Below are 20,788 nucleotides of genomic sequence, written 5' to 3'. Positions count from 1 at the left end.
ACTTCAAAGATGTAGTTATTTTAGTAATCCTGTAAACCTATATATAGTGAAAACGATACCCGTTTTACAGGGTATCGTCACCATTTAAACTATAATTATTTTATATAAATATTTGATCAGCCAGAAGACCTATAAGAAATCCTCCAATTATTAAAAGAACAGAAAAAACAATAGCTAAAATTGAAAAAATCATAAAAAAACCAGAATGTTTTTTATTCACTTGAACTATAGCCCTAGAGTCCGAAATGCCTTTGTCTAAATTGGGAATAGCGTTATATAGGGCTCGTTTAAATTTTAAAGCATCTTCTAAACTAATCGTATATTCTCCTTTTTCAGCATAAAAATGATACATTTCTTTTACTCCTGTATCAAAATTATTTACACGAGGTCCAAACAAAGAAATTCTTATTTTTAGTGGTTCTTTTGTTTTTAAATTAATTACACGAGGCTTTTTAGTGTAAAGAATATTTTTTTTAAATGCTACAGCTTTATACCAAACAGCATAGTTCCCGGGTTGATCTACTATAAAATTAGTCTCATTTCGAAGAAAAGAAAACTCTGTTATTAGATCGCCTCTAAACTTTTTTCTTAAAAGCTTAATGCTAAAATACAATGCTACTGATCCTAGGGGGATAAGGCAAAAGAACAATACTTTAATTATTATTATTTTCAATTTATTTATCTGCTTTTCAAACTATTAATAAGTCTGTAATAAGGGTTATTTATAATGGAAGATTATTATCTATTTCTTCTTGATATTTATTTTTATAGCCTTCCTCTTCTTGGCTTTTCACAAAATTTTCGTATGAAAAATTACTCTTGTCAGATTGCTTTGCTAATTCTTTTAAATACTTTTTATATTTATCAAAATCTATTGATAAGAAACGATTTACCAGTTCATCTTTAGTTACGTCTATTATCATAAGTTTAGTTCTAATAGATTTTTCTCCACCAACCGCACTGTTAAAAGATTGTTTAAATACAAAATATGTATTATCTACTTGCCACAAACCATTAAAAAAAGCAGTATCCTTATTATAATATTTTGGCTTACCAAATTTTTCTAATAAAGCCGTATATAAATCATTGCTATCTTCTACTACGCTAGTTTTTAAAGCTATATAATTTATGTGAGTACTAGTACTGTCTGCATAAAACTCTAAGGTTGTTGGACTAAAATATTTAGCAGAAAATTCTTTTTCAAAACTAATATCATCAAAAACTAATAGTTTAGGATCTTCAGAAGTATATCTTGCTATTACATTATCTAGATTTTCTTTAAAGCGTGTTTCAAACTTATCATTTACTAAATTATCAATGCTATAAGGCATACGTACTTCAGACAGATCATATTCCTTTTTAGATGAGCAAGAAACTATAATTAAAGATAAAATTACAAGAGTTAATTTTAATGGTTTTTTATGCATAATAGTTATCTATTTAAATTATTTTTAGTTATTAAATTTACTTTTTTATTGGTGTTATTTTTCCGCTTGTTTCTATTTTAAAATATGTTGTTTCTTCTTGCTTGTCATCAGTCCAAAGAATATCTGTAATTGTAAGTTTATCTTTTTCAATTTTAGATTCTATTCTAGACCAGCCTTCTGCTATTTCATCATAAGAAATTGTTTTATAATCTAGTAACTCGCCATTTAAACTGTAGTTAATTAAAGTAGATACCATTTCGTGATCTCCTTTGTATGTAACTATTACTAGGGAATAAAAATCTTTAGAAAATTCTAATTTATATGATGCAATAGATTTGCTGTCATATCCTTCTTTAAAATAATAGGGAAATATTTTTTGTAACTGAAGTGTAGCAATTGCTTCTTTTTTATAAAAATTGTCTTTGCTAAAATTATCAAAATTAGTAGAATCTACAGCTGGTAATGTTCTTGTTTTTATTAAACTAGCAATAGTTTTTAAATTACTTGCTTGCTGTGTGGTTGGTGTCTTATCCTCTATTTCACCTGAATAATACGTTAGTCTCGGGTTCTTTTCTGCATAATCATCAGGATATATTAGTGTGTAAACAAACTGAGTATCACTAACCCATTTAAAATTATGAAATATACAAATATCATAATCTGGGTTAACCTTACCCAAATAAATAAATTTACCATCTATTTTTTTTTGAAGAGAATATATAACACATTCCTGACCACTATGGTAACCGTTTAGACGGTACTTGTTTGTAGGAGACGGAATTAAATACTCTGGATTGCCAACAGAATTATTAGATTCTCCCGTTTTTATATTTAATACCATATCTGAAGAATGTCCGCCTTCTAAAACTAAAATATCTAGATCGGGATAATAACCAGACCATCCTTTAGAGAAACCATAGTCATTAGAATCTTGATTTAGCAAAAGCTTTTGTCCGTTAACTAATGTAATGCTCTCAATGACATCATCTCTTGAATATCTTTCTTTATCATCACTATTTTTCCAAGTAACCCTATCTTTTAATACGGTTTTTACTGAGTCTAGACTACCTATTTTTTTATACGCTTGTGTTGCTTTAGGTAGTGTAGAAACTATTTTAGTATACGCTAATTCGCTTATTTTCTGAGTTGTAATTTTTAAATTAGAATTGTTGTATTGTTTTAAATAACCATCAAAAACATAGCCTTCTTTTCTTATTTGTTGCTTTTCTTTAGAAACCAAATACAAATAATTATCATATCTAATTTTAACCCATTTGCCCATTACAGGTGTGCCATTATCGTAAACGGTTAATGGAATAGCAGTGTCTTCAATTTTATCTACTAAAACTCCGTAAGGTATTTTAGCTACTTTGGCAGAACTTACATTTGGTTTTTCCCTAACATTTAGTCCGCTTTCTGCGTTAATTAGGTATTGCTCTTGTCCATAACTGTTAAAACTTAAAAAAAGCAACAACAATAGTATACTTGGTAATTTCATAAGTACTGGTTTTATGCCTTTTTAAATTGTTTTATTAGACACTGCAAATTAGCACATCTAATTAATTAAAATATCACTGTATTAGGGGATTGTGCTAAACTAGCTATAAAGCGCTGTAACACGCTCTAAGTTGTACTTATCGTTAATATTATAAAAGTAATTTAATTGCCATTCTTGGGTTTTTAATGCTTGTTTACTCGTTGTTACATCCCAACTAGGATACACTCTAAATGCTCTTTTCCCTTCTTTCTTATCTGTAGATAGTATTCCTTTTTTTAATAGAATAGATCTAGGAAATACAAATTGCCCCATTTTATCTTTATACACAACATTCACTATAAAAAAATCTATGGTATCTGTATGATTAAATGGCTCTATTGGCCCTGCATTGCTACGTTTCCAGAAGGTTACAAACTGACCTGCTTTTTTAGGTGTAATTTTAGCGTTTCTGCTAATAATAGTACGTCCATTTAACAGAAATCTACAAGCATCATATTCTTTACTTTCTTCTTCTAATACAAAGTTGGTTATACTTAGTTTACAACTATCGTAAATTTTTGTTTTTATGAGGTTTAGATGTGGGTTCATTATTTTGGTCTAGATCTTTATCTATTATCTTTTTAATGTAAAGTGACCTGTTAAAACAATGGCACCATCTAAGCTTGTAAATTTGTACCAATAGTCTGCCGATGGTAATCTTTGTCCATTAAAAGTTCCATTCCAGCTCCCATTTACTGCATTAAATTGTTTTAAAAGCTTACCATAGCGATCGTGAATTGTAACTATACCTTCTAGGGTGAAAAGTTCTTGATCTACTTTCCAAACGTCATTAATACCATCTTGATTTGGTGTGAAGAAATTAGGGAATTTAGATTTTATAGCTTCTTCAGAATCTTCACAAGCTAACAAATCTATTCTTACCACAAAACTAGTCTCTAATGCACAGGAACCTCTCTGATTAAAAATATAAATTGTTTGTGTTTCTGTTATACTATCGCCTGCGCTTAATCTTAAACCTTGCCCGTTAGATTCGGTAAAATAATTACCATTAATAATATTTGGCAATGAAAATACACCACATTCTGTTACATCTTCCAAGTCATCTACCAATAATGCAGGTTCTATTGTTACTCTAAAATTAGTTTCGTCTGAGCAAGAGCCAATTCCTGTATGTATATAAATAGTCTGCGTTGTAGTTATAATATCTTCTGCTTGCAATTGCGTACCATTGGTATTGGTTTCTGTGTAATAGTTGTTACCAACATTTAGCTTTGGCAAAATATAACTATCACAAGCAATGACAGCACTCTTACTATCTGCCGTTATTGGTTGTGTAGCTACAAGATTAAAATTAGTATCATTATAACAACCTCCCATATCTGTTACTCTAACTGTTATGGTTTGGCTATTAGGAATTGTATTTGTATAATTATTGCTTAACGTTAAGGGGGTTCCGTTGGGGTTCAGGTAAGAAACAACAACACCGCTTTGCAAACCTACTACTTGAGATTCTATACTTGCTAAGTCTATCGTAAAATTAGTAAAACCATCTGCATCTAAGTCACAAGCAAGTATATCACTTATTGTATTAGCTGTTGGACCTGTTAAATTTACTGTTAATGCAATAGGATTACGCTCTAAACTTAAACCTGTTACAATTGTACTAGTTATTATACAAGTATAGGTGCCAGAATCTGCGGTCCCTAAGGAATTTAAAACCAAATCTGCGCTAGTTGCTCCAGAAATAGCAGTACCATTTTTAAGCCATTGGTATACGTTAGCTCTACCACTAACTACGGTAGAAAGAGTAATAGAAGATCCTGAACAGCTGGTTAAATTTTCTACATCATTTACATTTGCTTGTGGACTATAAATAAAACCAAAAAGTTGTTCATTATAATGAGTAAACTGATCTTCAAAATCACCAAACTCAAATTTATTACCATCAATTTCTAAAGTTTCCCCATTAGAACCTGATGGATCTGCAGTAAGAATAGATGTAAAATCTGGTATTACACCTTCTAACTCATTATCTCTAATATCAATGGACGTTATATTGGTCCAGTTCACAAAAGATGGTGATAACTCGCCACTAAACTCATTTTCTCCTAAATTTAATACTACTAAATTGGTAAAACTTGAATAGCTATCTGGAATTTCTCCGGAAAAAGAATTTTTTTGTAAATCTAGAGTTTCAATAGTTGTCCAACTAGAAAACAACGGAGATAGTGCTCCTGACATTTGGTTTGATGCCAGACCCAATTTTTTAATATTTGTAAAACTTTGGAAACTCTCTGGTATATTCCCTGTAAGTTCGTTTCCAGATGCCTCAAAACTACCTACATTGCTCCAGGCTCCAAGAGTAGCAGGTAACTCGCCAGAAATTTGATTTTCGCTAATACTAAACCTATTCATTTGTATTAAATTACCTAATGAGGATGGTATTGCTCCTGAAAGTGAATTACTACTTAAGTACATCGTATTAACGCTAGTTAAATTACCAAATTCTGGAGGTATAGAACCAGAAATACCTGTGCCAAATATATTCATGTATTGTAAGTTGCTTAAATTACCTAAACTTGGTGGTAATACTCCACTTAAATCATTATTTCCAAGGACGAGCGATCTTAAACTCGTTAAATTTCCAAATTCTGTTGGTATAGATCCAGTTATTAAATTTCCGGAAAAGTGGAATAGATTTAAATTTATTAAATTTCCATATTCAGGATACAGATATCCCGTAAAAGGGTTGTTAGATAAATTCAACTCTTTCAAATTTAACATATTAGTAATCGCTATAGGAATTTCGCCACTAAAGTCATTATTGCTAATATTAAATACTTGTAATTGATTCAACGTAGTAAATTCTATTGGAAGTTCACCACTAAATTCATTTGCAGTTAAATAAAGAGTTCTTAGATTTGTTAGTTGCGCAATTTCTGTTGGCATTGTTCCTGAAAAACCATTTCTTGCTAAGTCTAAAGTAACTAAAGATGTTATGTTATATAAACCTAATGGTATTGTACCTATTAGATCCTCTTCCGCTGGTAATCTTAGTGTCCTTAGGAAACTTAAATCTTCTATTTCCGGAGGTATAAAACCTATTAAGTTATTTGCGGCATTAGAATTTCTTGTAGGATTCATATCAATAGAAACAACATTTCCGCTTGTAACTGTAACTCCATACCAGTCGCTAGTAACATTACCACTAAAATCCCAATCATTGGTTGGATCTGCATCAGTTTCACTTTTCCAATTTGGCCCACCAGTTGCATTATAAAAAGCTAACAATGCAGCTTTCTCGGCAGGTGTAACTTGGGCAATTAGTACAGTTGTAAAAAAAAAGAAAATTATATATGTAAAAAAACGCATCTGATTTATATTATTAAACTATAGTTAAAAAAGGTCAATGTGTTAAGCTAAAATACAATTTTAGAATTGTTTAACAGGCATAACTAATTAAATAACACCTACAATTTAAACTAAGAATAATTCTACAGTAAAAACGAATTTAAAATAAAAAACCCTATAACATTGCTGTTACAGGGTCTTAAAAATGTATAAAACAATTGCAAACCTACTATAATTTGGCACTTAAGGATTCTAATCTTCCCAAATCATCAAACTCAGCGGTTATAATTTTACCATCTTTTAATCCTTTAATTTTAGTATCAGTTGTATACAGTTTAAAATCGCGATCTATTAAATAGTTTTTAAATGCCTTTTTATGGTCTACTGTAATAGCACTAATTAATTGCGGAAAACAAGTTAAAACCTTCTCTAGTTCTGTCTTATTTATTGCCGGTACTTTATTATCGTCTATTGTAACAATAAGTGTTCCTTGTCCGTAATTAGCACTATAATAACTTTTAGAGTTAAATACCCCGCTAGCTAGCATACCCATTTTATGCTCAAAACCTTCTTCTACATTAAAATGACCATCTATTAGTTCTTTAATGTTCTTCTCTTCTCCTATTTCTTTTAACTTATTAGATTGTACTAATAAACTTTCTGGAATTCCGCTTTGCGTATTTGCCCAGCCCCACATCCAAGAATTAGAATTAAAAGATAACGAACCTATAACCTGTATAGGAAATTCTAACTCACCAAAAAGAATACTTTCTTTTCCCAAATCTAGTTGCCAACCATTATCCCCAATAATATCCCCAAATATTAATTGTTTTTCAAATGATAAACCTGCATGGGCTTCAAAAGCATCTTCTAGCGAATTAAAATCTACCTTAGTCAAGGTTTCAAACTTATGTATATCAATTTCTGTATTGTCTGTATTTTTTTCCATTCTTATTTTTTAAATAAATTAGTTTTTAGAGTCTTACTATTCGTTTTCAAGATTAAAAAACAAACCATAATCTGACATTCCTACTGGAAATTTAGTTCTAGCTAACCAGTTATCGTCGTATAAAAACCCATTAGGCTCTATCTTTAAATAACGGTCGAACCTATTTCTTGCTAATTTTATTATTTCCTTGTCTATACTATGCGTTGTATCTTTTATGTAATTCACAAATTCGACATTAAAATTTAATAACGTAATTTGTGTTTTATCTCCAACGGTATAGACATCTAATACTTTATAATAAGAAGGTTGCTTAATAAGATTAAAACCATACTTAGCAACATCCGGATTAATTTTTGACATATCAACAGCCTTATTACTTGCTATTGCAAACCTTAAATTTTTGCCCAAACCTTCTGCAAAAGAAGATACGTCTGTTAAACCTTTTTCTTTAATAATCTGATTTACTGCATACTTGGCTATTAAACCTGCATACAAATCACAATCTCTATAATACAATAACAAACCCACGTAGGTATCTTTGGTTGCCGCTTCAGATATCTTTAATTCATCTTCATAACTCATCTTCACAAGGGTTTTTCTTTTTATATAAAAACAGTATAAACAATCTGATCTATTTAGATATATTGTACTTCATTGTTGCCATTATAGGCTCAAAAAAACTAGTCTCTTTAGACACCGTTCTTTTTTGTACTATAGAATAAGGGAACGTAGTATATTCTGGATTTTCATGTCGTATACAAATCTCAGCACCATACTCGTCTGTAATATGTTTCCAGTTTGTATTAAACTCCGTATTTAATATCTCACCATATGCACTACCCAGACCAAACTCAATCATTCTATCATTTGGCTTTTCTGCACAGCTAGAGTTAAAATCATTGATATTTTCATTTGCAATATATGCTGTTGTATCTGCCAACCAAAGTCCAAAAACGTTAGTTAGTAATTTAGCTGTAAATGTGCCATCAAAATCTGGTACATATTTTTTACAAATTGAATATCCTAAATCTAAATTTAGCTCTAGTACATTATATTCATCCTCTGTTAAATTTCTAAGAGTAGATTGCATATAAACTAGTATTAAAGGTTATTTTCTAATAACTCTGTAAGTACTTTTGTTCTTCTAGCTACATCTGGTGCATTACTAACCGGACAGTGGTTTACTTCTAAAACACCATCTTTAAAAGTATAAGCATGTGTTGGGTTGTGATGGTTGTCTCTATTTACAATAACAACTTTTTTAAGACTTTCTTGTAATGCCTCTTTACCTAGATCGTCTGCAGTAATTGCTGTAAAAGCTTCAATTAATGGCTCAAAATAAATTTGTGAATACGTGTCCATATATAAATGAGTAAAACGATCTTCAAATAAAGTATCCCATTCTACTTCTAAAGGAACATCAAAACCAGCAGCTTTAACGATTTGCTCTTTTAACGCAGGAAGTTTTTCGTCTTGAAATTGCTTTGTAATTTTCTTCTCTTTAAGTCCCATAATAGTATATTTTAAGTTTATATTTTTATTTACAACCCTAAAACTAGACTAAAAATGGCAAGGCTTGCAAACGGTTTTACAAGCGTAGTTTTTTGTTTTAAATTCGTTACAATCTTACTTTAGATTCGCTAAAAATTGTTTTAAATAACTCTTTTTTCTGGAAGATACAGGCACCTTATCACCGTCTTTTAAAACAATATCGTTTACTACAATAGAATCTATGTATTTTATATTAATTAAGTGCGATTGATGCACTCTTACAAAGGCAGAATCGTTTAACATACTCTCGTAATACTTTAAGTTTCTGGCGCTCATAATTTTTTTATTCTTTGTATAAAAAATAGTGTAACTCCCATCAGACTGGCACCTAATAATATCATCCATTACCAAAACGTGTTGCTCCTGTGTTGTTTTAATTAGCAATGTGTTTTTTGCTTCGTTATCTTTTTCTGCACTGGTCGTTGTAGTAAGCAGGGTGTTGTATTGTTCTTCTTTTTTATAAGAGGTTCTAAAACGGTCCATAGAAGCTGTTAACTCGTCAGAATCTATTGGTTTTAGCAAATAATCTATAGCATCTACACGTATTGCTTTTATGGCAAAATCGCTATAGGCAGTAGTAAATATAATTTTAAAGTTTATGTTGTCTAAGGCATCTAATATGGAAAAAGCATTGCCACCAATTAGTTCTATATCTAAAAAAACTAAATCTACAGTGTTGTTTTTTAAAAATGTGATAGCATCGTTAACAGTATCTATTTTAGCTACAATTTCTATTCCTTTTTGAGTGTATTGCAGTAGTTTAGATAAGGTGTTTAACGCATTAAATTCATCTTCAATAATCGCAATTTTTATCATACAAAATAAATTTTAAAAGATACTTTAGTTCCAACTGCTTGGCGTTCTAAATTGTATAAATCTTCTATTTTAAACGTCTTTTCTTCTCCTTTTTTACGCAACTTTAATCGCTCTATAAAAATATCTGTAGCGTGTAGCTCTGTAGACTTTTTCTGTTCTTTAGCTTGATGTGATCTACCTATACCATTATCTGTTACAACAAAACAAAGAGCATTGTTTTCCTTAAAAATTTGCAATGTTAAAACACCTCCAGATTTTTTATCTTTTAACCCATACTCTATTGCGTTTTCTAAAAACGGTTGTAAAAGCATTGGTGGTACCTTTAAGCTTTTTATATCTTGATCGGTGGCGAGGTCTAATTGATACACAAAAGAGTTATGAAAACGCAATTGTTGTGTTTCTATGTAGTTCCCTATCATACTAATTTCTTGCTCTAACGTAATTTCTTCTTTACGCACGTAATCAAAATTTTGACGAATAAGCTTAGAGAATTTTGCTATGTAGTTTGATGATTTTATAGGGTCCTGATCTAATGTTACATTTTGTATTGCTGCAAGCGTGTTAAAAATAAAGTGTGGATTCATCTGTACTCGCAGTAAACTTTGTTCTAATTTAGATGCCTTATTTGCCGCCTTAAGTTTTGCTATATATAAATAAGAACCAACTAGAATTAGCAGCAATACCAAAGCCACTAAACTACTACCATAAAGCAATCTGTTTTTCTTATTTAGTTGTTTTTGATATAATAGATCTGCCTCTTTTTCTTTTGCTTCATACTTCACTGTAGCAAAATGCAATAAACTCTCTGTTTCTTTTGCTTGATTATCTATCTGAAGCTGATCTCTTTGCGATTGATAACTTAAAGCTTGTTCAGAATTATTACCACGAATAGCAATTGTTATTAGCTTATCTAAAATTTGAATTTGCTCTGGTATATTTTTATTCTGTTGGTATATTGTAAAAGCTTCGCTGTAATAAAGTTTAGCTGTTTCAAAATCGTTATTTACAAAGTAAGCATAACCTAAACCTTTGTATGGCGCACCGTTAATTGCTCCTATATTTTTATTTAATTTTATAGCTCCTTCTAAAAAGGTTGCGGCGGTTGCATATTTTTCTGTTTCTATATACGTGTAACCTATGTTGTTAAGAATGCTAACAATGGTCTGTGGCGACTTGGAATTTTGGCCCAATTTCAATGCTTCTTGGTACGCTTGTAATGCCTTATTATATTGTTTCTGTTTTAAGTAAATACTTGCAATATTTCCTTTAATAGCTATACTAGAAGTGGTGTCTTTCTGGTCTACAAAAATACGATCTGCATTTTTTATGTATTCCATTGCTTTGGGATAATCTTCTAAACTAAAATGCAACTGAAACAATTGATTGTTTGCCTTTGCTAGCAACCTTTTATCTTCTAATAAATCTGCATTCTGTAAAGCTTCTAAAGCAAATTCTTGTGCTTTTTCTATGTTTTTTAACCTTAAATTTGCTGCACTTAAAGTTATTAAACTCCTAGTTTTATTGTAAGTATCTTTTTGTTTTGTAAATAATGCAGCGGCTTTTTGATGCTCTAAAATAGATTCTACATACAAATCGTTTATGTAATAAATCTCTCCTTTTTTAAATAATAAAAGTGCTTCTTGTTCTTGGGTTATTCCAGAAAAATTAAGTTTTAAACTATCTAAAGTTTGTATGCCTTTTATTGCATTATGTTGCGCTAGGCTGTCTGCAGTTTCTATACTAGCCGTAAACTCTTTTTCATTACTATTAGAATGGGTACAACTGTTTAGTAAAAAGAATAAACCTGTGTAAACTAAAACGTTACTTAAAAAGCAATATTTCATAAATATGTTATGCTGTTCTTAGAAGAACGAAACTACTGTATTCCTTTTAAAAGAGAAATTATTTTAACATCTAAAATAGCAAATACAAAACAATTGATAGCACTTATAAAAGGCAATTAAAGTTATAGAAATTCAACACTACATTAGTTCTTCAAAAGAAATAGAATGGATTATACAAAAACAGTAGATAATATATGTAAAGGTGGTGGTTTTCAAATAACGCACAAAAAAGAAGTAACCAAAAAAATTACGCCTAAAATAAGTATAGATGATGCCTATTTTTTAATCTATGACTGGCCAGATGATAAGGAAGGTGCCAATACAACAATTACCATAAGCTTAACGTACTTTTTTATATTAGACGATAAAAAGTATGAAATAGGCACTAAAAACACTTTTTATGATTATAATGTTTCTAGTTACCAACACAGTTTAAAAAATTGGTTTACTAACGATGTGTACCCCTTAATTGTTAAAAGAGCATTAGAAATTTCTAAAGAAAAATTAGAAGAAGAATTTGGGGTTTCTTTAACTAATACAGCTCCTTTTGATACACAGGAAACCAAAGCAAAAAGACTAGCTAACAAAGCATTAAAAGGCTGCTTAATAGATACTGTTTAAACAACGAACACTACCAATTTAGAAGCGAAGTAAAAATTAAATTACCGTAAAAAAATGAAAAACGATTTACTAAAAAACCAAGAAACTTTATATGGAAATTTAAATTTTGCTGCAGAGATAAAAAAGGATAATATTGGAATTATAAAGCATTTTATAGCGAGTGAAAAGGAAGCGTACGAAAATAATTTTCAAGGGCAATTCTATCCTTCATATCATTACGAGATTAACAGAGTAATGAGTACTAAAATGCTTAAAATTTCTGAGGAAGATATGTACCTGGCCTATTATTATCAACTTAAATTAGGAAATATATACAAGCCTTTAGAAAAGCATTACAGCTTATTTTTAAAAGCTGTGGCACATAATATTGAAGATAACGATTTAGAAAATACATTTTTAAGCGCTGACATTTTATATCTATTATTTGGCATAAAAAACAATGAAAACTCTGATTCTATTTATGATGTGCTCTACAATGATTATCTAGATCTTTTAAAGTTTACAGGGCTTTGCAATAGTTATACCACCTACCCCAACCTTAGAAAAAAGCACGCACGTTTCTCCCCTTTTTTAAACAACAGAGTTCTAGTAAATCGCATAAAAAATGGGTTTGACTATTATTTTAAAAGTAGTTTTTTAACAGCTGGCTCTCTAGTATTACTATTGCTAGACACTAATGCGGAGTCTAAGACTGTTTTATTGGACTTACATAAGAGCAACTTAACAAACACCAATGTTTGGTTTTTAGGTAGCTTTTATATGGATTTTAAGAAAACAGAAGCAAACAAACAACTTTTAAAAGATTTGTATAGCAAATACCCTAAAGAATGGATAAACGAATATCAGAAAACAAATTGGGGTTAATTTAGTTTAGGCACGTCTTTTATAGATCATAAGACTTTAAACTATTTTATAAAATGCCACTCAAAATTATTGAAATTTTGACTAGAAAAGGTAGTTATGAGCTTTGTAAGCTCTTCTATAGACGCTACATCTATTTCGCACTTATCTGTATCTAACACAAGTTTTTTACTTTGCTTAAATTGCTCTTTAAATTCTTCATTTTTAGTAAGTTCTTTTAGCGCTTCTAAATTACAAGAATTTATATGTTCTGTTTCTTTTAGATATTCTTTCTTCTTAGCATCTGTATGGTCGTGACTCGCTTTTACTAAGGAATAAAATTTCTCAGCTACAATTCCCCCTATTCTTTGTAGTCGTTTGTTATTTATGCTATTACCGTATAAATTGTAGTTGTCTATATTGGCGCTTATGTATTTTACATCTTTTGTTTTTAAGTAGCTCTTAAAGTTTTTATCGTATAAATAATGTAACTCCTTGTTATATTTATCTAAAAGATCATCTTTAATTAATTCTTCAATATAAACACCATTAAAAGTTATCCAAATAGGTGTAGATGCAATTAATTCTATATGAATATTTATATGGTTTTTTGCTTCATCAAATGCTTTAAAATGGTACTCGTACGCTAACGGAACTTCTTTAAAAGGCTTAAATTTAAAATCGTTTTGAAGAAATTTAAAATGTGTTTCTACTGCGTATTTTACTTCATAAAGTAAGTTATTCATAAAAAACAATTTTAGTTTAAGTACTAATATTCTTCAATACTGGTAATTATATCATTTTTATAAAAAATTCCTATAACATTACTTGTACTTGAATCTATGGACTCTAGTGATACTTCAAAATCTAGACTTTTACCATTCATTGGGTATATTGCAGCTAAGTAAAAGTCTTCCTTCCAATTTAGATTTTTCTCAATTTTTCCGCAATCACCTTTGGCCAGCTCCAACGCCAACTTTGAAATAAATTCGCTTTTCCAATTCTCTACTAACTGACTCGCAAAATTTAAATGGTTTGCAAACGGGCCAGATTCATTTCCTTCTAAAAAAATAGAAGTTTTTTCTGCTTTAGGTTCTAATACTACCGTTGTAGACCAAGAATAAATCTTAGTCTTATCTTTTCCTCTAATGCGGTCACTTGTAAGTTTACCTAATATAGGGTGCGTAATAGTCTTTTTTTTACCTAGCAAAAAGTCAAACATAGTGGTATAGTTCTAAGAATTAAAGATAGATTTTATTTATTAAAAAAATTAACTATCTAACTCTTTCATTTTTTTTAATAATAAAGGCACAAACAATGCAAATTTAGCATTAAAATCTTCTTGAGATGTTGCCTTGTTCATAGTTGCTACCATTGTAGACCAGGACTTATACAATGCATCTTCTGTAGTGTTATTTTCTGAAAACTCTATATTTAAAGCTTTTAAAAGGGGTAAAGCATCATTAGTTTCATAAAAACCCGATTCTTTTACCATAAAAAACACTTTTTCTAGAGTAGCTTCTCCTTTTAGCAAATCCACTACCGTTAAATTGCCTTTGTTTGCTCCCACAAGCTCAAAAGTATCTATCATTAAGTTTTGTACTTGGGGGTCTATATTTTCTTCTAAACGTAATTCGCTCATCAACTATTTATTTTTTAAACTTGTAACTATTCACTACTAACAATTCCGTTTTTCATTTCTTCTTTGCCTGGTTTTTGAAACCAAGTTTCCATAAAATCAAAATTCTCCTTACTTACTTCAAACTCAAACGTATCTCCCTTTTCAGCATTTCGTTTCATTACTCGGTTTAGCCTAGTTTCTTTAGAAACATCTAAAAAATGAGTTTTATGCTGGTACCCATTGGTTTCTGCAAATTTTCTAAACTTTTCTCTGTGCTGAAATTTAGAAAGGCCAAGGTCTAATATCGCATCTATTTTAGATGCTTCTAACTGTTGTACCAAATTCATAATTAGCACTTCTGCCCTATCAATTCTCTCTAAAAACCACTCTAAACCGTCTTCTGGTTTTTTATCAGCAATAAATAATGTGTTGTTCCATGTATCAATAGAGAAAATAATTCCGTTTGTTTTCCTTTTCAACTCGTTAGCATAAGTTGTTTTTCCGGAACCAGTATTTCCTACTATTAAGTGAATCATTTTTATATTTTACTAATTACTAGTAACCTATTTACTTGTTACTGTTTATTCTTCTAAGGGCACGTGACCAACAATACTACCATTTTTAACTACAAAAAGCATGTTTGCTATTGGTGCATTACCAAAACTATCGTCTTCCCACGTGTGTTTGTGTAAAAACAGAAATGTATTTATTAATTTATTATCTGCCTCTTTAGAAATCACCATCATACAAGTTCTTCTTGGTACAGATACTAATAATTCTTCTGCTTCTAGCATTTTATGAGCTTTTAGCATGTGTTTTACAGACAATATTCGTTCACTAGCAAAATCTGTTCCGCTAGATGCTAAAGCTTTGTTTTCTAATGATTCACAAAATTCGAATTCAGTGTCATAGTTTTCTAAGTTAGCAAATGCTTCTTTTAAGATTTCCGGACCATCTTTTTTTTCTAAATCCTTTTTTGTAAGAAATATAAAATTATCAGGAGTATCGTATCCATAGCCTACAACAACTTCTAAATCGCCATCTTCATCACTACCAATTAAATTAGATTTTAAAGCTCCTGCCTTAATACCAACCCAATTTGCAGGTTTTAAAATTGGATAAATTTTATAATCTCCGCTTTCTGCTTGTTCTGCTAATTTTGCTATTTCTTCTTCTGATTTTTCTTTACCGCTAATTGTTTTACTCATAGTACTTGCATTAAATTACTTAAACTTATAATAAAATTATAGTAAATACTTTAAGTAATAAAACCCTTTTTATAAGTGCAGCCAACGGTTTTATATTTGATGCTTGTAGAATTAATTTAAATCTTCGCGTTTAATTTTTTTAGGATTTGGAGTAAGGCTATTGTTCTTCCATTCTAATTTTATTTTCATTTTAGATGATTTCTCCCAATTAAACTCACTATCTCTATCTTCAGAATCTTGACCGTTTTCTTTTATGTAAATAATCTTATTTTTTTCTCCTAATTCATCACTGGGAAAGTAAATGTTTTCTGATTCCCAATACCCTATTTCTCCTCTACTCGTAAGGTCTATTACTTTGTGTAATTCAGTATCATTATAAAAAAGATAATACCCTCCAGAATTAGCACCACACGACTCTGGCAAATAGTTCACCTGAATTATATTGCGAATACCTTCTACACCTCTGTTATTGTATAATTTGATACAAAAACCATTATTATCACCTAAAAACAACGATTTATGCTCTATATAATTAGGCTTTAAGGTCGAAACAACCCTAATTACAATGTACATTATGGATTCTTTTTGTTCTAGATTAACAAAACAGTTTACGTTTTCTTCTTCTACTTTAGTCATAGAAATTAAGCCACCAAGCACATAGCCCGTTTCATTGTTATAGCGTACTTTATACCAGGGAGATCGTATACCATTAAATGTCTCTGTTATATCTGTTAACGCAACAATTTGCAGCGGTGTTCCTATTTTAAGGGTTGCTATAATTTCTGAATCTGATGACGGTAATGATCTTAATCTTACATTATCTCCAAACAAATAAGTAGTATCACCATTTTCAAATTTTTTATCCACCCCAAGGTAATTACATTCTTGCGCGTTGCCCAAATAAGACAGAATTATTATTAGAATAAATACAAGCTGTTTCATAATTATTATTTAGTGTTAGCACCACTCTATTTTATGTTGAAAATTAATCTCTGGTTTTCAACTCTTCCTTGATTTTTTTCATATTCATATAGTTCATAGGAATCATACTTCCTGTTGAAAAAGCAACCACCATTAATGGTATAAATACACCGTTATTGTCTTTTAGTATTAAACCGTACATACAGATTGCAAATAGCAAAAACACAACCACACTAAGCGCTATGGTTAGTACTTTAAGCATATTTAATTCTCCTTTTAATTGATCTGTTGGTTTACCTTTTAAATCTTGTGTTTTCATTTTTTTTTGGTTGGTTTTTATTTAAAGGAACTTTAAAAGAAAAGCTATTAATGTCATGATCATTAAATACGTAATATTGCCTAAAGCGTATGCAAAAAAGGACTTTAAATAATTTATAAACTTATGTTCTCCAAAAAATTGACCAATAGCCCAAATGATATAGATAAAGTAAATTAAAGTACCAATAAGCCCTATTACCGCACTATTTAAAATGGCAGCTAAAAAAACAAAAATCCCAAATATTATAAAAGATTCGCCCAATACAAATGATAAAAGAATTAAAATTTCGTAAAGATTATAATTCATTTTTCTATAAAACACCTTTAACCAAAAGGCAATAAAAACTCCCATTATTAACTGAGAGTATCCAAGATTATTTTGTGACCAATCTCCAATTTCCTTAGATCTTAGTTTCCCTTTTAATCCTTCAATCTTATCAATATTAAAAAAGCTAAGATTAATATCTAATAAACTTATTATTAAAGAGAAAAATAAGGACGTAAGAATCAAAAATATAATTGGTTTTACATATTTTTTCCTGTTTTCAAAAAGAAATTCTCTAACTGATTTACCTGGCCTAACCAACAAATTCTTTATTGTTAAGAAAAGTCCTTTTTCTAAGTTAAATACCCCTTTAATTTCATTGTACAGATAGTCCTTGTCTATCCTTTTTAACTTAGATTTATGCGCTGCGGTATCTCTTAAATCTTCATTCATTATTGTTTGTTAAATCCACTGTTTTTATCTTTGATTCTATCCTATTCCTACTAAAAAACTACCAATCTCTCCATAAATCTGCTAAGCCTTCGCCATCTGCATAATCATCTGGATTTAAACCAGCTGCTATTGTAATGTAATCTATGAGCTCGCATAAATCTTCTCTTTCTCCAGTTTCAATTAAACCTTCTGCCTTACTGTCTAAATTATTTAATGCGTTTATAGCGGTTTCAAATAGCGCTACTTTGTTCTTTTCTTCACTACGCTCTCCTACAGTAATTAAATCCGCTATTAAGGTATCAAAAATATGTTTTGCAGAATTACAGTTTTCCTCTGTGTACTGCTCCATATCATACGCTGTAAAGTTTGTTCTCCATTTAACAAAAGGATAAAACTCTTTGGCTTTTTCTAACTTTTCTGCATAGTTGCCGCCTTTATTATTTACAACAACGGCAGCACTTTTAGGCTTTAAATTTTTAGTGTTTTTAATCGCTGTTACATTATTATTTTTCTTTTTAGGAATAATAAATACAGAGAAAATTACAATTGCAGCAAATACAATAATTGTTAAAACAATAGCTCTAGGCATATTTTAGATTTTTATGAATAATAAATTTTAAGTGTCACAAGAAACATCATCCCATTCGGCATCCATATGATTTACAAGCCAGTTTAGCGCATAATGCCTTTCGTACACAACGCCACCGTGAACTTCTTCTAACTGTTGTTCGTTTATTCGAGCATCTACACAGGCCCAGTCTAAACGATAATACAAATCGTTTGCATCTAATAGTTCTGATGTACTTCTTAATTGGGTTTGTGCATTAATAAAGTCCCACGGATTTTTATTTTTCCCTATTGGATAATCTTCTATTGGTACATTGTTTAAATCTGCTAACTGATTTGGAAACCCTAAATCGTCTACCTTTTTTAATGCCCAATAAAGCGTCCAAATACACTCACACTTCCAAGTTTCGTGATTTTTTTGCTCGTCTGTAGAGTTTTCTAAAAATGCTTTTTCTTTGGCTGTTACCAAATTAGACAAATTATGTTCTAAAATATAGTTAATTGCCTCTGGAGCAGCCATTGTGTTAAATGCAACCTGATTGGTAATGGCTAAAATAGTTAAACGTTCTGCTACTTCTTTAGCAGTGCGTATTATGGCGCTATTTTCACTATCTATATATGGTAAATTCTTATTTGCTTTTATATTTTTTGATGCTATAAATGCATCGTTTTTTTCTTTTCTTATTTTCTGGTCCTCTGTAATTTCTACTTGTGGTTTGTCATAATACTTAGAGTCTATGTTTACCGTTAAATCTTCTATTTCGCACGTACCAGTAGCGTCTATAATTAAATCTAAGTTTTTATCTAAAAAATGCTGCCCGTTAGATTTTGATATTATAGCATCTGGTTGTACAAAAAGGATAGCATCTAATTCCTGAGCCAAGTTTTGTATTACCTCTTTTAGGTTATTGGTTGTACCTTTTTCTTGTTGTATAGAAAACTCTGAGTTTATTGTTTGTACTTTAGCCAAGAACAAACCTTTTACCTTTTCGTTAGTTGTTGGTAGAGAGTTTATATACCCATACAAACCTTTTAGATTCTCGTTTAAAGGGCACTCTTTGCTTTCGTGAATTTGGTAATCTGGTTGTAACCTTTCTCTTTTACGAATTACCAATTTACTGTCTTTACCAAATAAACCACCTTTAGTTTCTACTGTTATTAAGCTAGAATTATCTGTAGTATTTACGCTTACATTTACATTAGAAATACCTTTTTCTAGTACTTCTACAATTTTATCTACACCTAGTTTATGTGTATATACAGTACAAATCATATGTTATTTACTATTAAGAATTTATAGTTTTTTAATTTTTATGTATTGATGTTAAGATTTAAACAATCATTCCTGATTTCTTGTTATTTACAAGCTGCACATAACCAATAAAATAAAAAGGGATATTATCTTCTGCACCATTTACTAGCCTCTTTTCAACTTTGTCATTGGCTATAATTGAAGCTTCAAAATTAGGCTGACCAGTAACAAGAATTGGTTGATTTAATTTATCATACCAAAAATATTTTCCTCCAAAATTTTGTCGCGCTACTTCAAAAATATAGGAGCCAACTGTCGTAATTAAATTTTGCTGTTGTTCCTTATCCATTTGCGTATAAAAATCAGATGCCTCATCTAACATATCATCAACAACTTCTAAACTCTTAACAGTATAATCTAATCCTTTAAAATTTTCAGAACTGCTGTTTACAAAGAATTCAGCAGACTTAGTCATATCACTTATAAATTTGTTTTGTTGCTCATCTTTAGACGTTTCACTTTTATTTGTATTGCTATCTTTCTTTTTAAAAAAATTAAATAGTCCCATTTTTTATTTTAATTAATTTTTAGTAGCCATTGCTAAATTGTATTCCTTAACTAATTTTTTTAGTTTAAATTTTAAAGTAATTGTGTCTTTAAATCCTAAATCTAAGTTTTTCATAATATGATTAGGGTTTTGCTTTCTAACATAAGCTGTTTGTATTATTGTTTCCTGAACAACTTTAGTACTAATATAACCAACTTTGTGCTTGTGAGTCTTATTTCCTAATTCTATTTTTTCTTCTTGATATCCATTATATAATAAAAAACCAAATCCACAATACACGGCATTCAATTCTGTTAACAGTTCATTCTCTTTAACAAACTCTTTTTTTATATTGTGTTTTCTCATTAAATAATAATGTGACATTTCATGCGCTAGAATTGCAATTTTTTGATGAAAATTTTGAGTACCTGTATTTGCATTTATATAAATACAATTTAAATCATTTATCATTTCAAATTTTCCGGCTTCAACATTTTGAAGAGTTAAGATCTTTATTGGTTCTTTAATTAATAAGTGCACACGCATTTCGTCTGCAATTATTTGCAATTTTTCCTGAAGATTTAGTTCGGAACTAAATGGCTTTTGCAATAAATTTTGAGTAAGTTGATAATTAGTTTTAGTACATTTTTTAGGTAAAGACTCCTTTAAAAACATTAAAATTTTTAAAATTCTTGGTTTCTCAACCTCATAAAAATAATCTTTCAAATTTGGGTATATT

At 30.0% G+C, this 20,788-nt stretch carries 25 protein-coding genes; 2 read left to right on the top strand and 23 right to left on the bottom strand.

All coding sequences use genetic code 11. The annotated features are described in order from the left end of the window. Positions 1-100: 100 nt before the first annotated feature. From M4I21_RS00610 to M4I21_RS00560, 11 genes are all read right to left on the bottom strand, one after another. On the bottom strand, positions 101-673 hold the full coding sequence (locus M4I21_RS00610) for a hypothetical protein (RefSeq protein ID WP_249557018.1): 573 nt from the start codon (positions 671-673) through the stop codon (positions 101-103). A 49-nt stretch (positions 674-722) separates the two neighbouring features. Next, on the bottom strand, positions 723-1,427 hold the full coding sequence (locus M4I21_RS00605; RefSeq protein ID WP_249557017.1) for a hypothetical protein: 705 nt from the start codon (positions 1,425-1,427) through the stop codon (positions 723-725). 37 nt (positions 1,428-1,464) lie between these two features. After that, the gene (locus tag M4I21_RS00600; RefSeq protein WP_249557016.1) at positions 1,465-2,925 is read right to left on the bottom strand and encodes an SH3 domain-containing protein; all 1,461 of its coding nucleotides are present in this window, start codon (positions 2,923-2,925) and stop codon (positions 1,465-1,467) included. Between the two features lie 99 nt (positions 2,926-3,024). Further along, positions 3,025-3,513: a MepB family protein gene (locus M4I21_RS00595; protein WP_249557015.1), complete on the bottom strand. Its 489-nt coding sequence runs from the start codon at positions 3,511-3,513 to the stop codon at positions 3,025-3,027. Positions 3,514-3,537: 24 nt separating this feature from the next. Beyond that, complete coding sequence (locus M4I21_RS00590; protein ID WP_249557014.1) at positions 3,538-6,297, bottom strand: T9SS type B sorting domain-containing protein; 2,760 nt, start codon at positions 6,295-6,297, stop codon at positions 3,538-3,540. Between the two features lie 208 nt (positions 6,298-6,505). Continuing rightward, positions 6,506-7,225 carry a DUF6882 domain-containing protein gene (locus M4I21_RS00585; protein ID WP_249557013.1) on the bottom strand — a complete coding sequence of 240 codons (720 nt, stop codon included), beginning with the start codon at positions 7,223-7,225 and terminating at the stop codon, positions 6,506-6,508. 36 nt (positions 7,226-7,261) lie between these two features. Then, on the bottom strand, positions 7,262-7,807 hold the full coding sequence (locus M4I21_RS00580) for a hypothetical protein (protein WP_249557012.1): 546 nt from the start codon (positions 7,805-7,807) through the stop codon (positions 7,262-7,264). A gap of 49 nt (positions 7,808-7,856) precedes the next feature. Beyond that, complete coding sequence (locus tag M4I21_RS00575) at positions 7,857-8,315, bottom strand: DUF3806 domain-containing protein (protein WP_249557011.1); 459 nt, start codon at positions 8,313-8,315, stop codon at positions 7,857-7,859. Between the two features lie 11 nt (positions 8,316-8,326). Further along, the gene (locus tag M4I21_RS00570; RefSeq protein ID WP_249557010.1) at positions 8,327-8,737 is read right to left on the bottom strand and encodes a hypothetical protein; all 411 of its coding nucleotides are present in this window, start codon (positions 8,735-8,737) and stop codon (positions 8,327-8,329) included. A gap of 114 nt (positions 8,738-8,851) precedes the next feature. Continuing rightward, positions 8,852-9,592, bottom strand: a complete 741-nt coding sequence (locus M4I21_RS00565) for a LytR/AlgR family response regulator transcription factor (protein ID WP_249557009.1) — start codon at positions 9,590-9,592, stop codon at positions 8,852-8,854. Beyond that, positions 9,589-11,436, bottom strand: coding sequence for a tetratricopeptide repeat-containing sensor histidine kinase (locus tag M4I21_RS00560; protein WP_249557008.1), 1,848 nt, complete (start codon positions 11,434-11,436; stop codon positions 9,589-9,591). The genes M4I21_RS00565 and M4I21_RS00560 overlap by 4 nt, the downstream gene beginning before the upstream one ends. Positions 11,437-11,601: 165 nt before the next feature. Between M4I21_RS00560 and M4I21_RS00555 the strand changes: the two genes are divergently transcribed. Beyond that, positions 11,602-12,057 (top strand): hypothetical protein, encoded by a 456-nt coding sequence (locus M4I21_RS00555; RefSeq protein ID WP_249557007.1) that lies wholly within the window; start codon positions 11,602-11,604, stop codon positions 12,055-12,057. A gap of 54 nt (positions 12,058-12,111) precedes the next feature. Continuing rightward, positions 12,112-12,921 (top strand): hypothetical protein, encoded by an 810-nt coding sequence (locus M4I21_RS00550; protein ID WP_249557006.1) that lies wholly within the window; start codon positions 12,112-12,114, stop codon positions 12,919-12,921. A gap of 41 nt (positions 12,922-12,962) precedes the next feature. Here the strand turns inward: M4I21_RS00550 and M4I21_RS00545 are convergent, their stop codons facing one another. From M4I21_RS00545 to M4I21_RS00490, 12 genes are all read right to left on the bottom strand, one after another. Beyond that, complete coding sequence (locus tag M4I21_RS00545; protein ID WP_249557005.1) at positions 12,963-13,643, bottom strand: hypothetical protein; 681 nt, start codon at positions 13,641-13,643, stop codon at positions 12,963-12,965. A gap of 23 nt (positions 13,644-13,666) precedes the next feature. Next, on the bottom strand, positions 13,667-14,119 hold the full coding sequence (locus tag M4I21_RS00540; protein ID WP_249557004.1) for a hypothetical protein: 453 nt from the start codon (positions 14,117-14,119) through the stop codon (positions 13,667-13,669). A gap of 48 nt (positions 14,120-14,167) precedes the next feature. Beyond that, positions 14,168-14,539: a hypothetical protein gene (locus M4I21_RS00535; RefSeq protein ID WP_249557003.1), complete on the bottom strand. Its 372-nt coding sequence runs from the start codon at positions 14,537-14,539 to the stop codon at positions 14,168-14,170. Positions 14,540-14,565: 26 nt separating this feature from the next. Further along, positions 14,566-15,054 carry a P-loop nucleotide/nucleoside kinase family protein gene (locus tag M4I21_RS00530; RefSeq protein ID WP_249557002.1) on the bottom strand — a complete coding sequence of 163 codons (489 nt, stop codon included), beginning with the start codon at positions 15,052-15,054 and terminating at the stop codon, positions 14,566-14,568. 45 nt (positions 15,055-15,099) lie between these two features. Next, entirely contained in the window at positions 15,100-15,726 is a 627-nt protein-coding gene (locus tag M4I21_RS00525) for a DUF1444 domain-containing protein (RefSeq protein WP_249557001.1), read from the bottom strand. 111 nt (positions 15,727-15,837) lie between these two features. After that, the gene (locus M4I21_RS00520) at positions 15,838-16,668 is read right to left on the bottom strand and encodes an SH3 domain-containing protein (protein WP_249557000.1); all 831 of its coding nucleotides are present in this window, start codon (positions 16,666-16,668) and stop codon (positions 15,838-15,840) included. 43 nt (positions 16,669-16,711) lie between these two features. Next, complete coding sequence (locus M4I21_RS00515) at positions 16,712-16,966, bottom strand: DUF4448 domain-containing protein (protein ID WP_249556999.1); 255 nt, start codon at positions 16,964-16,966, stop codon at positions 16,712-16,714. A 21-nt stretch (positions 16,967-16,987) separates the two neighbouring features. Then, positions 16,988-17,683, bottom strand: a complete 696-nt coding sequence (locus M4I21_RS00510) for a DUF3667 domain-containing protein (protein WP_249556998.1) — start codon at positions 17,681-17,683, stop codon at positions 16,988-16,990. Between the two features lie 58 nt (positions 17,684-17,741). After that, entirely contained in the window at positions 17,742-18,272 is a 531-nt protein-coding gene (locus tag M4I21_RS00505) for a hypothetical protein (protein WP_249556997.1), read from the bottom strand. 27 nt (positions 18,273-18,299) lie between these two features. Further along, complete coding sequence (locus M4I21_RS00500) at positions 18,300-19,523, bottom strand: DUF4272 domain-containing protein (RefSeq protein ID WP_249556996.1); 1,224 nt, start codon at positions 19,521-19,523, stop codon at positions 18,300-18,302. 58 nt (positions 19,524-19,581) lie between these two features. Then, entirely contained in the window at positions 19,582-20,070 is a 489-nt protein-coding gene (locus M4I21_RS00495; protein WP_249556995.1) for a hypothetical protein, read from the bottom strand. Between the two features lie 12 nt (positions 20,071-20,082). Then, a complete protein-coding gene (locus tag M4I21_RS00490) occupies positions 20,083-20,775 on the bottom strand; it encodes a hypothetical protein (protein ID WP_249556994.1) in 693 nt (230 codons plus the stop codon). Between the last annotated feature and the right edge of the window lie 13 nt (positions 20,776-20,788).

Source organism: Cellulophaga sp. 20_2_10, assembly GCF_023476645.1.
GTDB lineage: Bacteria > Bacteroidota > Bacteroidia > Flavobacteriales > Flavobacteriaceae > Cellulophaga.
This window is presented reverse-complemented; position numbering and strand designations above follow the sequence as displayed.